The sequence below is a fragment of the Flavobacterium chungangense LMG 26729 genome (assembly GCF_000735715.2).
Classification (GTDB): domain Bacteria; phylum Bacteroidota; class Bacteroidia; order Flavobacteriales; family Flavobacteriaceae; genus Flavobacterium; species Flavobacterium chungangense.
The window spans coordinates 188920-203421 of the sequence record NZ_JASY01000003.1 but is presented as its reverse complement, the minus strand read 5'-3'; the positions used below and the strand labels follow the sequence as shown (position 1 = coordinate 203421).

20 protein-coding genes are annotated in these 14502 nt (G+C 33.7%); 4 read left to right on the top strand and 16 right to left on the bottom strand.

Going from position 1 to position 14502, the window contains the following annotated elements; all coding sequences use genetic code 11:
- Positions 1–12: 12 nt before the first annotated feature.
- The 9 genes from JE46_RS08635 to JE46_RS08595 all read right to left on the bottom strand — a co-directional run bounded on the left by JE46_RS08635 (position 13) and on the right by JE46_RS08595 (position 5078).
- Positions 13–384 carry a hypothetical protein gene (locus tag JE46_RS08635; RefSeq protein WP_031454869.1) on the bottom strand — a complete coding sequence of 124 codons (372 nt, stop codon included), beginning with the start codon at positions 382–384 and terminating at the stop codon, positions 13–15.
- Positions 385–535: 151 nt separating this feature from the next.
- Complete coding sequence (locus JE46_RS08630; RefSeq protein ID WP_031454868.1) at positions 536–1111, bottom strand: DUF1572 family protein; 576 nt, start codon at positions 1109–1111, stop codon at positions 536–538.
- A 2-nt stretch (positions 1112–1113) separates the two neighbouring features.
- Positions 1114–1686 (bottom strand): pentapeptide repeat-containing protein, encoded by a 573-nt coding sequence (locus JE46_RS08625; RefSeq protein ID WP_031454867.1) that lies wholly within the window; start codon positions 1684–1686, stop codon positions 1114–1116.
- Positions 1674–1988: a type II toxin-antitoxin system RelE/ParE family toxin gene (locus JE46_RS08620; RefSeq protein WP_031454866.1), complete on the bottom strand. Its 315-nt coding sequence runs from the start codon at positions 1986–1988 to the stop codon at positions 1674–1676. The genes JE46_RS08625 and JE46_RS08620 overlap by 13 nt, the downstream gene beginning before the upstream one ends.
- Positions 1973–2203, bottom strand: coding sequence for a hypothetical protein (locus tag JE46_RS08615; RefSeq protein WP_031454865.1), 231 nt, complete (start codon positions 2201–2203; stop codon positions 1973–1975). The genes JE46_RS08620 and JE46_RS08615 overlap by 16 nt, the downstream gene beginning before the upstream one ends.
- Before the next feature lie 28 nt (positions 2204–2231).
- The gene (locus tag JE46_RS08610; RefSeq protein WP_031454864.1) at positions 2232–2453 is read right to left on the bottom strand and encodes a DUF6095 family protein; all 222 of its coding nucleotides are present in this window, start codon (positions 2451–2453) and stop codon (positions 2232–2234) included.
- An 88-nt stretch (positions 2454–2541) separates the two neighbouring features.
- Positions 2542–3354 (bottom strand): N-acetylmuramic acid 6-phosphate etherase, encoded by an 813-nt coding sequence (gene murQ, locus JE46_RS08605; RefSeq protein WP_031454863.1) that lies wholly within the window; start codon positions 3352–3354, stop codon positions 2542–2544.
- 200 nt (positions 3355–3554) lie between these two features.
- Positions 3555–4223 (bottom strand): ZIP family metal transporter, encoded by a 669-nt coding sequence (locus JE46_RS08600; protein ID WP_031454862.1) that lies wholly within the window; start codon positions 4221–4223, stop codon positions 3555–3557.
- A 90-nt stretch (positions 4224–4313) separates the two neighbouring features.
- A complete protein-coding gene (locus tag JE46_RS08595) occupies positions 4314–5078 on the bottom strand; it encodes a class I SAM-dependent methyltransferase (protein ID WP_031454861.1) in 765 nt (254 codons plus the stop codon).
- Between the two features lie 131 nt (positions 5079–5209).
- On the opposite strand from JE46_RS08595, the gene JE46_RS08590 reads away from it, so the two are divergent.
- The 3 genes from JE46_RS08590 to JE46_RS08580 all read left to right on the top strand — a co-directional run bounded on the left by JE46_RS08590 (position 5210) and on the right by JE46_RS08580 (position 7409).
- Positions 5210–6373, top strand: a complete 1164-nt coding sequence (locus JE46_RS08590; RefSeq protein WP_031454860.1) for a THUMP domain-containing class I SAM-dependent RNA methyltransferase — start codon at positions 5210–5212, stop codon at positions 6371–6373.
- A gap of 91 nt (positions 6374–6464) precedes the next feature.
- Positions 6465–6701 (top strand): hypothetical protein, encoded by a 237-nt coding sequence (locus JE46_RS08585; protein WP_031454859.1) that lies wholly within the window; start codon positions 6465–6467, stop codon positions 6699–6701.
- Positions 6702–6716: 15 nt separating this feature from the next.
- Positions 6717–7409: an aspartate/glutamate racemase family protein gene (locus JE46_RS08580; protein WP_031454858.1), complete on the top strand. Its 693-nt coding sequence runs from the start codon at positions 6717–6719 to the stop codon at positions 7407–7409.
- Positions 7410–7480: 71 nt separating this feature from the next.
- Here the strand turns inward: JE46_RS08580 and JE46_RS08575 are convergent, their stop codons facing one another.
- From JE46_RS08575 to rlmD, 3 genes are read right to left on the bottom strand one after another with little or no spacing between them, the layout of a single operon-like run.
- Complete coding sequence (locus JE46_RS08575) at positions 7481–8296, bottom strand: DUF6048 family protein (protein WP_031454857.1); 816 nt, start codon at positions 8294–8296, stop codon at positions 7481–7483.
- Positions 8268–8804: a DUF6452 family protein gene (locus JE46_RS08570; protein WP_031454856.1), complete on the bottom strand. Its 537-nt coding sequence runs from the start codon at positions 8802–8804 to the stop codon at positions 8268–8270. Before JE46_RS08570 ends, JE46_RS08575 begins: the two co-directional genes overlap by 29 nt.
- Positions 8805–8815: 11 nt before the next feature.
- The gene (gene rlmD, locus JE46_RS08565) at positions 8816–10228 is read right to left on the bottom strand and encodes a 23S rRNA (uracil(1939)-C(5))-methyltransferase RlmD (RefSeq protein ID WP_031454855.1); all 1413 of its coding nucleotides are present in this window, start codon (positions 10226–10228) and stop codon (positions 8816–8818) included.
- 157 nt (positions 10229–10385) lie between these two features.
- Between rlmD and JE46_RS08560 the strand changes: the two genes are divergently transcribed.
- On the top strand, positions 10386–11438 hold the full coding sequence (locus JE46_RS08560; protein ID WP_031454854.1) for a sensor histidine kinase: 1053 nt from the start codon (positions 10386–10388) through the stop codon (positions 11436–11438).
- Here JE46_RS08560 and JE46_RS08555 read toward each other — a convergent pair whose 3' ends face one another.
- From JE46_RS08555 to cysM, 4 genes are all read right to left on the bottom strand, one after another.
- Positions 11439–11879 carry a hypothetical protein gene (locus JE46_RS08555; protein ID WP_031454853.1) on the bottom strand — a complete coding sequence of 147 codons (441 nt, stop codon included), beginning with the start codon at positions 11877–11879 and terminating at the stop codon, positions 11439–11441.
- A gap of 93 nt (positions 11880–11972) precedes the next feature.
- Positions 11973–12374: a hypothetical protein gene (locus tag JE46_RS08550; protein ID WP_031454852.1), complete on the bottom strand. Its 402-nt coding sequence runs from the start codon at positions 12372–12374 to the stop codon at positions 11973–11975.
- 142 nt (positions 12375–12516) lie between these two features.
- Positions 12517–13503, bottom strand: a complete 987-nt coding sequence (locus JE46_RS08545; RefSeq protein ID WP_031454851.1) for an aldo/keto reductase — start codon at positions 13501–13503, stop codon at positions 12517–12519.
- Positions 13504–13614: 111 nt separating this feature from the next.
- The gene (gene cysM, locus JE46_RS08540) at positions 13615–14502 is read right to left on the bottom strand and encodes a cysteine synthase CysM (protein ID WP_031454850.1); all 888 of its coding nucleotides are present in this window, start codon (positions 14500–14502) and stop codon (positions 13615–13617) included.

The window sequence follows — 14502 nt, the reverse complement described above, 5'->3', positions numbered from 1 at the left end:
AATTACTATTTTTTATTCGATTTTAAAAACTTTTCCGTGCTGTTTTTCTTCAGAGCCCACCATTCCAAATTCAAAAGTATACGAATCTTTCGAGGTTGTTAGTATTTTCATGCTGATTGCTTTTTCCTCTGCCATGTTTTTCGGATGTTTTTTCTGCAAAACATATTCGCAGTCACTTACCCAGCGTATGGTTGAGGTGTCGGTTTTGCCTTCAAAAGTTTCAATTTCAATACTGTCTTTGCGTTCAAAAATCGTTGTTTTTTTTACGCCGTTTACTTCAAATTCAAATTTAAATTTACCGTTTTTGAAATCTTTGCAGTTGTGCTCTGCGTTATAACACGATACCAAAGCCAGTATTGGGAATAAGAATATAATTTTTTTCATTTAAATAAGTGTTTTTTAAGGAGCTGATTCCTGCTGTCCGCTATATCTTTTGCGGCTCCCGATAGCTATCGGGATGCCACAAAAGGATGCCGCTTCCATCAGGGCTAGGGCAGTCGTTTTCATCAGGTAGAATTTTAAAAGTGAGAACTAATTATTTCAGTCTGTTTAATTCATCATCAGTAAAATTTTTAATTTCTTTTTCTTTGGCAAATTTTTCAGCGTTGTAATTCCCTGATTTATTTTTCGGAATCGATAAGCTGTTCCAGGAGCTGTTTTTCAACTGTTTCGCATAAAAAACAATCTGCCCGATATGATACGGATAATGCCCCAATTGTCGATTAATAGCTTCAATAACCGTATGTCCTTCATTCCGAATATAAATTATATCTGAAAGCTGTTCCGGTTTTAAATTGTTTAAAGCGTCAAAAAAGATATTCCATCCTTTATTCCATATTTCCAGAACTTCTTCTTTTGACTGTAAATCATTTTCGAACTCGGCATCGCGATTGCGCCATTCTTTTTCACCGTCAGAAGTTAAAAAGTCTGTCCATCGTGACAGCATATTTCCCGAAATATGTTTGATTATAGTCGCAATACTGTTGGTATCTTCGTTTAAAGCAATAAAAAGCTGTTCAGGTTCTAATTGATCGATTGACTTTTCGCCCAGCATTTTATAATACAAAAACTGCTTTTTAACGCTTTCCAGATAAGATTCGTTTGTTTCCATAATTATACAATTTTAATATCATATTTATCCAAAAGTCCCGTAATTCCCTGAGTCGAAAATTGTGCTTTTTTCATCGGGTTAAATTCGGGATCGATTTTATAATTGTAAGCCGTTCTAAAATCAACTGCGGCCAGTTGCGTATCATTAAAAATAGCGCCATCCAAATCACAATTATCAAAAACCGAACTAGTTAAATTAGTTCCTATAAAAGTAACTTCTCTAACAGAACAATTGATAAACTTGGTTTTAGGCATTTTTTTATTCGAAAAAATAGCATAATCTATGGTGCTTTCTTCAAAATAAACCTGGAATAAAAAGTCGTCACATTCATTAAACGCAATTCCTAAAAGTTTACAGTTCTTGAAAGTCACATTCTTTAAACTCGTTCCGGCCAGACTTGTCATCGACAAATTACAGTCGATAAACTCGCAGTCTAAAAAAGTATTGTAAGCGAAATTACTGTTGGAAAAATCACAGTTTTTAAAAACACAATCCTCAAACTCACGGTTGTTTATTTTCTTGTCAATATAAATTACTTTTTCAAATGTTTTCTGAATGTGAATTAGACTTTCCATGAATGTTTTTTGGTTTTTCGAGCGTTATGACGAACCCGCAGAATGAAGATTGAATCTTGTGTTGTTTGATATGAAACACTATAATCATAAACAGAAAAAACTCTAAAAGTACCGTCGTTATTAACTTTTTGCTTGTCGAGCTTATAGATTTCAGGTTGTGTTTTTAGTATATCGGTACTGTCAAAAATTGTATTAACTACTTTATCAGCAATCGTAATGGATTTACTTTCAAAAAAAATGTAAAAATGAATGTCTTCTAATTGATCTAAAGCATCGCTCGACCAAATTATTTTCTTCCCCATTTTTTTGCAATTTCTTTTGCCTGATCTTCAGTATAAAAGTTACCTTTTTTGATACTATCTAAAGCGTTGTCAATATCAATATTATATGAAGCATCTGACTCAATATCAGAATTGTTGACTGATTGTAAAAGGCTTTTTAGTTTTTGTACAAAAGAAGGATCTTTAACTTTATCAATTTCCTGATGGATCCAGTTTATTTCGGCCTTAATATCCATAAATATTTAATTTTAGTAAAGATACAAATTAGTCATTAAACAAACCTTTCATAATAATTTTCAATCCGTAAAAAATTAAAAACATAGCACTCAGACAGGCCACAATCCCAATTCCTAATACCAGATAATGCCAGGCGGTGTGCTGGTTCATAAAGGCGTTATAAATCAATGATGGACCTATAAATAACAAAGGCAATGAACCTGATAAATATTTAATTCCTTTTCCTAATAATTCTTTATTTGTTGCCATTTTTTTTGTTTCAGGTTTGAAAAGTTTCAGGTTACAAGTTTAAGCTTTGTAGTTAAGTAGCAGCATCTCACATTTAACCGAAAACTTTTTACTTATTATAATTATCAACAGCATTTCTAACGCTGCCGTATTTCTTTAATAATTCTGAAGCTTCTTCATACGAAACAGGAATTTCTCCCATAATCATTTTTACGCCGCGGTCAACCAGTTTAATATTGCTCAACTGCATGTCTACCATCTTGTTTCCTTTTACTTTTCCAAGCTGAATCATCGAAGCAGTTGAAATCATGTTTAAAACCAGTTTCTGGGCGGTTCCTGCTTTCATTCTGGAACTTCCGGTTACAAATTCCGGCCCAACAACTACTTCAACAGGGAATTTGGCTGTAAGTGCCAAAGGACTTCCCGCATTGCAGGTAATACAGCCTGTAGCAATATTATTTTCGTTACAGGTTTCTAAGCCTCCAATAACATAAGGAGTAGTCCCTGAAGCAGCAATTCCAATAACGATATCATTTGAGTTGATGTTGTGTGCCTGCAGGTCAATCCAGGCTTGTGTTGCATTATCTTCGGCATTTTCTACGGCACGACGGATTGCTGTGTCACCACCCGCAATGATTCCGTTTACCAAGTCAAACGGAACTCCAAAAGTAGGAGGGCATTCAGAAGCATCTACAACACCCAAACGTCCGGATGTTCCGGCTCCGATGTAAAAAATACGCCCGCCCAATTTTAAATTTGCAACAGTCTGCGCAACTAAAGCTTCGATTTGCGGTAACGCTTTTTCGACAGCATTGGGTACAGTTTTGTCTTCGTTATTAATATTAGTCAGTAGTTCATGAACTGACATTTTCTCTAAATGCTCGTATTTTGAAGATTGTTCGGTTGTTTTTGTAAACGTCATTGTGTTTTTTAATATCAAAGTTGCAAGTCTCAAAGTTACAAAGATTTTTGTTTCTTTTGGGAAGATTTTGCCTGATTTACGGTTGCGTGAGGGATAGGAGGAAGCTACCGAAGTAGCCCGGATAGCCCGACCATATTTGCGAAAGGCGCACATAAGCGGTTTGATAAGCAGCGCCTTTTGTGAATGTGGGCACGCCCTAATTATAATAGAAATGCAAGTAAAATTCCCAGAACAATCATCGAAACTTTGGCAACATTAAATTTATGTCCTTCGCTGCTTTCGAAAATAATGGTCGACGAAATATGGAATAATATTCCGATTACGATTGCGGTTATTTCGGTGTAATATTCGTTTAATATAGGTAAAAAATCAGAAGCTACAGTTCCCAAAGGAGTCATGACAGCAAAAGTCAACATGAAAGTAAAAATGGCTTTTTTGTTTAAATCGGCATTGATGAAAAATGTCGTTAAAATCACGGCAATTGGCAAATGGTGAATCGCAATTCCGATAGCCAGACCATGATGATGACTTACCGGAAAACCTTCTAAAAAGGCATGAATACAAAGACTTATGAAAAGCAACCATGGAATCTGTGACATTTTTGCATGCCCGTGAACATGTCCATGTTCTGCACCTTTGGAGAAAAATTCCAGAATGATCTGAAATAAAATTCCGATCATAATAAACACACCGATGTTGTGATTATGCGATTCGTAAACTTCCGGCAAGAGATGCATTACAGTTAAGGATAACAAAAATGAACCACTAAATGCCAGCAATAATTTTAGATTGGTCTTGTTTTTTGGTTTTAAAAATAAAGCCACAATATAGCCCAGAAGTACAGAGAATAAGGGTAATAGATAATTCATTTTTTGTTTAATCGTTTTTTGTTTAATTGTTTAATCAGTTGTTGTTAAGCTGTTTAATGATGAAACAAATTAACGGTTAAACGATTAAACCTATTTAAAAATCATGATTAATCGTTCGCTTTCGGTTTTGTGGAATTTTTTGAGCTTATAATCGCCGAAAATATCTAAGAGATAAATACCGGCTTCATCCATTAAATCCTGAAAATCTTTCAATGTTAGCGCTTTTACTTTTTCTGTAAAATGGAATTTTTTCCCCTGATCTTCAAAATCAATTTCCTTAAAAATATGTCCGTCTTCTACATATCTTTTGATATTGAAATCAATTCCGTCCACTGTTTTTACTTCTTCGGGAACAAGGGTTTCGATAACCTGATTTACGTTCATAAAATCAATTACGGCAAAACCATATTCGGACAAACTTTCTTTGATAGCTTTTAAAGTGGTTAAGTTATCATCATCACTTTCAAAATAACCAAAACTGGTAAACAGATTGAAAATAGCATCGAATTTGTCTTCAAAGGGCTCACGCATATCGTGTACCTTAAAGTGCAGGGTTTCGTTGCTGTTTTTGCTGGCTTCTGCAATACTGTTTTCAGATAAATCTGCTCCTAAGACAGTATAACCAAGCTGATTCAAATAGATAGAATGACGTCCTTTTCCACAGGCTAAATCCAATACTTTTGCTTTTTCAGGCAAGTTTAGGTAATGTGTAAGGTTGTCCATGAAAATCTGAGCTTCTCTGTAATTTCTATCTTTATACAAAATATGATAATACGGAGTATCAAACCATGATGTAAACCAATTTTCGATGTTACGATCCTGATTAGGTGTTGATGAGTTAGGCGCTTCAGACATTTATTCTATTTCAATTAATTCAAAGTCCGGCAAATTTAGTGTATTTTTGCCGAAAAATAACTATTTCGTGGCGATACCTGAATAATCAGATAGGCGTATGCGATCGGAGTTTTTTTTAAACAAAAATAAAGATGGAAGAAAATTTTAGAATGATTGCCAAATGTTTTTTTGGTTTCGAAGAAATATTAGAAAAAGAATTGCGGGATCTTGGTGCCCAGGATGTTGAAAAAGGGGTAAGAATGGTAAGTTTTAAAGGTGATAAAGGGTTTATGTACAAAGCCAATTTGTCACTTAGAACAGCCCTTAAAGTTTTAAAACCAATTTACTCGTTTAGGGCAAACAATGAGCAGGCATTGTACAAAGGAATTTCAGGTATAAACTGGTCTAAATTGCTGAATGCCAATCAGACTTTTGTAATTGACGCTACGGTTCATTCTACTTATTTTAACCATTCTGAGTTTGTTTCTCAAAAGTGTAAAGATGCCATTGTAGATCAGTTTAGGGAAAGAACAGGGCAACGCCCCAGTATTGATAAAGCTTTTCCGGATTTAAGAATCAATGTTCATATTGACAAAGATCAGGTTTCAGTAGCTTTGGATACTTCAGGAAACTCTCTGCATCAGCGTGGATACAGAACAGCTACAAATATTGCTCCTATTAACGAAGTTTTGGCAGCAGGAATCCTTTTGTTGTCAGGCTGGGATGGACAAAGTCACTTTTTGGATCCTATGTGCGGTTCGGGAACATTTTTGGCAGAGGCTGCTATGATTGCCTGTAACGTTCCGGCAAATATCAACAGAAAAGAGTTTGCTTTTGAAAAATGGAAAGACTGGGACAATGATTTATTCGATAGAATCGTTGACAGCCTGATGAAAAAAACAAGGGAATTTCATTATACAATTAAAGGTTTTGATAAAGCGCCAAGTGCTGTAAGCAAAGCCAAAGACAATATCAGAAATGCGAATCTTGAAGATTATGTGACGATTTCTGAAGATAACTTTTTTGATACTGAAAAAGCCGTAGAAGGAAAACTTCATGTTGTATTCAATCCTCCTTATGATGAGCGTCTGGATATTCACATGGAAGAATTTTACAAAAATATAGGTGATACTTTAAAGAAAAATTATCCGGGGACTAATGCCTGGTTTATTACCGCAAATCTGGAAGCCTTAAAGTTTGTAGGATTAAAGCCTTCCCGAAAAATTAAACTTTTTAACGCAAGTCTTGAGGCACGCTTAGTAAAATACGAAATGTACGAAGGAAGTAAGAGAACGAAGTTTCAGGTTAACGAATAGTAACAAAAGAGCCAAAAGTTTTAAAGATCGACAGAGAAAAAACTTTGTAACTTTGAGTCTTTTGTGACTCTGAACCTTAAAAAAGAAAAAAATGACAAAACTACAAGTAAGGGCATTTCTATATCAATTGGGATGTTTCGCAATTTTATTTATTTTAGGAAGATTTATTATTGCAGAATACAGTGGATTAACCGGAATCTGGATTCCACTCACAGCTTTTATTGTGGCAACTTTAATTGCTCCACAATTTAAAGCAGTGAACACTAAAGATGGTGAAAAACTTTTTGTAAAATGGATTTTTATAAAAGGAATTAAAGAAATTGGATAGTTAAAAATCATTTTTATGAAGATAATTGGACTTATAGGAGGTATTAGCTGGGTTTCGACAGCAGATTATTACAAACTTATAAATGAAGGGATAAATAAAAAAATGGGAGGGCTCAACTTTTCAGAGTGTTTGATTTATTCGTTCAATTATGCCGAAATAAAAAAGAATAATGATGCTAATAATTGGGATTCTACTTTTGAAATGCTTTTAAAAGCCTGCGAATTTTTAAAATCTGGTGGAGCTGAAGCAATTCTTCTGTGTGCAAATACGATGCATTTTATTGCTGACCGACTCGAGGAAGCAATTGATTTACCAATTATTCATATTGCAACTGTAACTGCTGTTGAAATCCAGAAACAAGAAATTAAAAAAATAGGTTTATTAGGAACTAAGTTTACAATGGAACTGGATTTTTTTAAAGATAAGCTTGCCATGAAAGGAGTTGAGGTAATAATCCCGAAAAGTCAGGAAGAAAGGGATTTTATTCACACTACAATTTTCGAAGATTTAGGAAGAGGAGTTGTTACTTCGGAAACGAAAAAACGTTATCTGGAAATAGCAAATCAATTAATAAAAGAAGGAGCAGAAGGTATTATTTTGGGTTGTACGGAAATTCCGCTTGTGATTAAACCCGAGGATCTTTCTGTACCGGTTTTTGATACAGCTTTGATACATTCAAATGCGGCAATAGATTTTCAATTGTCTTAAATATAATTTTTAAAAAGCCCCAAATTCATTATTTGATTAGTGAATTTGGGGCTTTTTTTGTTTAAAAGAAATTATTTTTTAGAAGCTTTTTTTTCTATTTCCGGAATTGTTACTTTCTTTTTATAAAGAGGAATAAAATAAGAAACCGTATAATTAAATCCTACTCCAAAATTTCCATCATAGGTTCTGTTAAAACCCGGAATATAAAGGTTCTCAAAATTTCCAGGTTCTTTATTGGCTAAAAGCATTTTTAACTGAAAACCAAATCCTACGAACACATTATTAAAAACTTTAGCTTTCATTCCAAGGGCAACTTCTGCCCAGGCGGCAGTTAAACCAGTATATTTTGTGCCATCAGTAATGGGTGGGATTTGTCCCCAATATTGATCTGAATTGTAAATTTTGTAACTGTTTAACTGCTGGCTAAAAGTGCTAAAACCTGCACGCAAACCTATCGTTATAAGATTTTCCATGTCCAGCCAGTTATTGTATAAATTGTAGTCGAAACCTCCTTTTAAGTAAGTTCCGGTTGCTGTTGAATTCAGTCTGTCATCATCAGTGGTTTTATCCTCTATACCAAGTTCAGCTGCTATGTAATATTTTTTGGTAAGGCGAAAATCACCCACAAATTCTACTCCCTTATAATCCTTATCATAAAAACCACGGGTTAGTTTGTATAAATCTACACCCACACGTAAACCATAACGATCTTTTTTTACAGGAATGCTGTCAGCTATAGATTTTGTAGCAACCTTAGGTGTTTTGGATTTTGGTTTTTCCTGATTGATTTCTTTTTTTATTGTATCCGCAGGTGTTTCCTGTGACTGAACAAAAAACACTGTAAACAATAAACAGATACTAAAAAAATACTTTGACATGTGTTTCATTTTCAAATTCAATGTTAGGATTAAATACTCGAACATCCTGCATCCAAATACCATCATTACCAGAATCAGTTCTTACAAACGGAGTTTGTGTGTCTAATCTGTAAATTGTTTTAAAACCACAGGCTCTGGAAACATATACATTTTGTCTGCTATAATTAAACGTTATCTCATCAGTATTAGTCAGTCCGGGATTAGATTCGTCTGAATTTAAAATGAAGGAAAAAGTGGCGGCATCTTCATTCGTTTTTAAAGGTATAGCAATTGAATCACCGCTTGTGAGGTATTTTGTTGTCTCAGTTCCACTTTCGTTAAAGATAATACCTTCATCTTGACCCTTGCCCATTACTTTCAAGAGTGTTACACTTTTCTTTACTGAAGGAGTTGTAATATCGTAAAAAGAAATAATTAGTCTGGGAGTTGTTGGTGTATTGGCATCACAAATATCATCTTTCTCGCAGCTTGATAATCCAAAAGTAAAGATTAATAAAAAATACAGAATTTTTTTCATTTATAATTGTATTATCTAAGTTCTAAAAGTACAACATTTTCAACATGATGCGTTTGTGGAAACATATCAACGGGGCGAACACGGGTAACTTTATATTTTTCATCCATTAAAGCCAAATCTCTTGCTTGTGTTGCTGAGTTACAGCTTACATAAACTACTTTTTCAGGAGCAATTTTCAAAATTTGATCAATAACGTCCTTATGCATTCCATCTCTTGGCGGATCGGTAATGATAACATCAGGCTTGCCGTGCTGTGCAATAAAGGCTTCGTTGAAAACAACTTTCATATCCCCAACAAAAAACTCACAATTCGTAATATTATTGCGTTCGGCATTTGCTTTAGCATCTAAAATAGCTTCAGGCACACTTTCTACACCAATTACTTTTTTAGCTTTTTTAGAAACGAATTGTGCAATAGTTCCGGTTCCGGTATATAAATCATATACGGTTTCATTACCAGAAAGTCCTGCAAAATCACGTGTTATTTTGTATAATTCATATGCCTGATCAGAGTTGGTCTGGTAAAATGATTTGGCATTAATACTAAACTTTAAGCCTTCCATTTCTTCCAGAATATAATCTCTTCCTTTATATAACTTAATGTTTTGATCGTAAATAGTATCATTTGCTTTTGAATTAACTACATACTGCAATGATGTAATTTGTGGAAATTTAGCGTAAAGATGATCTAAAAGCAATTCACGACTGGCTTTGTCATTTTCGAAAAACTGAATCAAAACCATAATTTCACCTGTTGAAGCTGTACGAATCATAAACGTTCTTAATAAACCCGAATGTTCTCTGGGATTAAAGAAAGCTAAATTATTTTCGTTTGCAAAAGCTCTGATTTCATTACGAATTGCATTTGAAGGGTCTTCCTGTAAATGACATTTATTAATATCCAGTATTTTGTCCCACATTTTTGGAATATGAAATCCCAATGCATTTCTGTTTCCTAAATCTTCAGTACTTTCAATTTCTTTTTCAGTTAACCAACGGCTGTTTGAAAAAGAAAATTCCATTTTATTTCTATAGAAAAACTGTTTTTCTGAACCTAAAATGTCTTCAAATTCAGGTAATTCAATTTTACCAATTCTTTGCAGATGGTTTTTTACTTCATTTTGTTTGTAATAAAGCTGCTGGCTGTATTTCATGTTTTGCCATTTACATCCGCCACAAACACCAAAATGTTCACAAATTGGATCTATACGGTGCTCTGATAATTCGTGAAATTTAACGGCCTTTCCTTCGTAATAAGCTTTACGTTTTTTAAAAGTCTGCACATCCACTACATCGCCCGGAACTACATTCGGAATAAAGATTACTTTTCCGTCAGGAGCTTTTGCAACTGATACACCTTTTGCGCCTGCATCAAGAACTTGTATTTGATGAAAGACGACTTTGTCTGTATTTTTTCTTCCCATAGCGCAAAAATAAGGGTTTGTAAACTTTTATAAATTTAATTTTTAAAATATTTTATCAAATTCTATATTTTACATCTTTTAATTAGCTTTAAAAGCTAACTTTGTTCTGTCAAATACTTCGATAGCCCCATTTATAATCTAAGTTATTGTTACTTTTATGAAGCTGTATCATAATCTTTCGAAAATTAAATTTTTAAAAAAAAGTTATGCATTCAAATTTCTGTTTGTTGCTTTTATAGGTATTCATATTCCTTTAATCGGGATTTTATTTTTTGTTCTTTATTTTAATACTTCGATTTCACCCACATCTGTTTTAGTATTTTCCTTAATCATGACTTTGCTGGCAACAGCAATTACGCTTTTGGTTTTAAATCAATTGATAAAGCCCATTTTTTTAGCTTCGAAAGCATTGGATGATTATAGAAATGAGAGAAAATTATCTGTTTTGCCAACAGAATATAATGATGAAGCCGGTTTGTTGATGAGTAATATTCAGGAATCTATTTTCGAATCTGAAACTTTTATTAATGAAAAACAGGATCTAATTTATATGCTTTCACACGATTTGAAAAATTTTGCAGGAAATCCTCAGGGTCTGGCAAAGCTTATTTTAGATGAAAAGCCATCTGATTCTATTAAGGATTTAGCTAATTTAATCTGCGAATCAACGGATCTGCAGTTTCGTTATATTGAAAATTTTATTAAATTATTGAAAGAGCAGGATCAGGTTGTAAAAATAAATCAGGAAACCAGAATAATTATATTTCCAAATATATTGGCTTTTATCAACGAGCAAGTGGAGCAGCGGCTTATTGATAAAAATATAAGCCTTAATGTAAGTATCGAAACAGAAGAAGCACAACTTAAAATAGATGAAGGATTATTAGTACAGGTTATAATTAACTTAATTAGTAACGCTGTTAAGTTCTCTTATTTTGACAGTGAAATTAAACTTAGGATTTTTACTGAAAATGATAGTCTGATTATAACAGTTTCTGATACAGGTATTGGTTTCAATGAGCTTCAAATAGATGAGCTGTTTAAAAAATTCACTAAAATGGGCCGATTAGGAACAGCTAATGAATCTTCAACCGGAATTGGTTTGTATTTGTGTAAAAAAATCATCGAAAGAAGTAAAGGTCAATTAACGGCTTCAAGTGAAGGAAAAAATAAAGGCGCAGAATTTAAAATTGTATTTGAAAGCTGTTAACTATTTTCTTTTGATTAATTCATAATTTATGATGGTGAAACAATAGAAACACAGGTCTGCAGAAATTTTTCCAAAAATAATCCCGAAAAAGTAATTCCCACAAAGTATTGGCATCCAATACATACAAAAAGGACGAATTATCAAAAAATCTAAAATTGCGGGGTAACCAAACTCTAAAATTAAGTTTTTTAGGAGATTAAGAATTTCGGAAGAAGAAGTTTTTTTGCTTAAAAGTGTGTTCTGCTTTGCTAGTTTTTTATATGAAGAAAACAGAATCACACTATAAAAAGCCAGGTATTCTGCAGCCGTAATCAAATAAGCTGTAGTTAACCCATTGTAAATTTTACTAAAAAGCGACGTAGTAAGAGCAGCACTTGTACTTGCTAATTCTGCATATTTGTATCGATTGAACCATTCTTTAAAATTTGATTTTTTAAACATTTTTAGGAAGTTTCCGGAAAAGAAGGTCGTAAGGTACTATGTTTTTTTAAATTTAAAAATCAAATTACATAATACCTTAGAATTTTGTAAAGTTTACTTATTTGGTATTGAATAAACCAGTTTAGGTTTCCCTTCTGCACATTCTAGTCCTGAAGGCGGTAGCATGAGGTCGCAGGTCCCAATTATTTTCCATTTTTCATTATAGGCAGCCTGAGCTTTTAGGTACTCGTTTACTTTTGCAAGGAATTTAGTCTTATCTATTTTTTTAGAATATATTATATAAGCATTTACCCCGCCACAAGGACTTGCACTAATTCTTGTAAAATCCCACTCTTCAGTATTTGTGCAGGCTTGAGAAGTGGACAATGAAAGAGCAACAATTTCGTTGTGCATTACTTCTAATTTTTGAGAGTCTTCTTTTTGGGAGTCTTCGTCGTTACTGCAAGAGACAGCTATAAAACAGGTAATAAATACAATAAAACTTAATTTTTTCATGGTTAATGAGTTTAGGTTAATTTTATTGATAAGATGGGTTGATTACTAAAGGGTTGCGCAATCATAAAAAAGTTTCTAAGATTTTGCTTTTAAAATCTTAGAAACTTATATATTCCAATTTAACTGTGTCTTAAAAAATGAATTACCAGAGATGATGCACAGAAGGTTTTATATATTCTTCATAAATTTTATTCATTGCTTCAATTTTTTCTGAGGATAATTCAGGTAAATTATAAACGGATAAATTAGATAATACATGACTTTCTTTTGAAGCACCCGGAATAATACAACTGATGTCTTTAAAACTTAAAATCCATTGCAAAGCATATGGAGCCAAATTTGTAGTTTCCGGAAATAATGCTTTTAATTCCTCAACAGCTTTAAGACCTAATTCATAATCAATTCCCGAGAAAGTTTCTCCTTTATCAAATGCATCTCCATTTCTGTTGAAGTTTCTGTGGTCTTGTTGATCAAAGGTTGTTTTCGCATCGAATTTGCCTGTTAAAAGTCCGCTTGCCAAAGGAACTCTGGCAATGATACCGATATCTTTTTTTCTGGCTTCAGAAAAGAACAATTGTGAAGGACGCTGACGAAACAAATTGAAAATAATCTGAACCGTCGTAACATTCGAATATTCTATTGCTTTTAAGGCTTCTTCTACTTTTTCAACGCTAACGCCAAGGTTTAAAATTTTGCCCTGTTCTTTCAGACGATCAAACAGTTCAAAAATTTCAGGTCTGTAAAAAACTTCAGTAGGAGGACAGTGCAATTGAATTAAATCAAGTGTTTCGAGTCCCAATCTTTTTAAGCTGTCTTCAACGTATTTTTGAAGTACTTTGGGCTGGTATCCTTCATTGACATGCGGATTAATATGGCGTCCACATTTTGTAGCTACATAAATACGCTCAGATCTCGAACGAACAACTCTTCCAACTGCGGTTTCGCTTAAACCGTTTTCATAAACATCTGCAGTGTCAATAAAATTAACACCATTATCAATTGCTGTATTTAAAAGTTCGTCTGCAGTTTTGTTGTCAAAAGCAGATCCCCATTTTCCTCCAACCTGCCAGGTGCCAAGTGAGATTTCGGATATATTAAAATTGGTTTTGCCTAATTTACGGAAGTTCATTTTTTTTCTTTTAGGTTCTAAGTTGCTAAGGTTCTGAGGTGCTAAGATTTTTCAAGCTAAGTAAAAAAAACTTAGAATCTTAGGAACTCAAAACCTTAGGGTCTTTATTTTTTAATCAAATAAATCAGATGATAAATAACGGTCTCCACGATCACAAATAATCGCTACGATAACACCTGATTTTAATTGTTCAGCGATTTTTAAGGCTACAGCAACAGAACCTCCGCTGCTCATTCCGGCAAAAACGCCTTCTTCTAATGCTAATCTTTTAGTCATTTCTCTTGCTTCTTCTTCACTTACATCCACAACGGTATCTACTTTTGAAGCATCAAAAATTTTAGGTAAATATTCCTGAGGCCATTTACGGATTCCGGGAATCTGAGATCCATCGCTAGGCTGAGCACCTATGATCTGAACATTTGGATTTTTCTCTTTCAAATAGGATGAGGTACCAATAATGGTTCCTGTTGTTCCCATGGCCGATACAAAATGGGTTACAGTTCCTTCAGTATCTTCCCATATTTCTGGACCGGTAGTTTTGTAATGTGCTTTCCAGTTATCATCATTTGCAAACTGATTCAGCATTACGTAACCGCCTTCTGCAACTTTTTTGTCAGCGTAATCACGTGAACCTATAATTCCTTCACTTGCTGGTGTTAAAATTACTGTTGCACCATAAGCACGCATGGTTTGTGTACGTTCTTTTGTAGAATCTTCAGGTAAAACCAATTCTATTTCTACCTGAAATAATTGGGCAATCATTGCCAGTGCAATTCCTGTATTCCCGCTTGTTGCTTCAATTAACTTGTCGCCCTTTTTGATATCTCCTCTTTCTAAAGCTGATGAAATCATGTTATAAGCGGCCCTGTCTTTTACACTTCCGCCCGGATTGTTGCCTTCGAGTTTTAATAAAAGTTTTACATTTTTATTTTTAACTAAATTGACAGTTTCCATTAAAGGAGTGTTGCCAATCAGGTTTAGTAATTTCTCTGGTTTCAT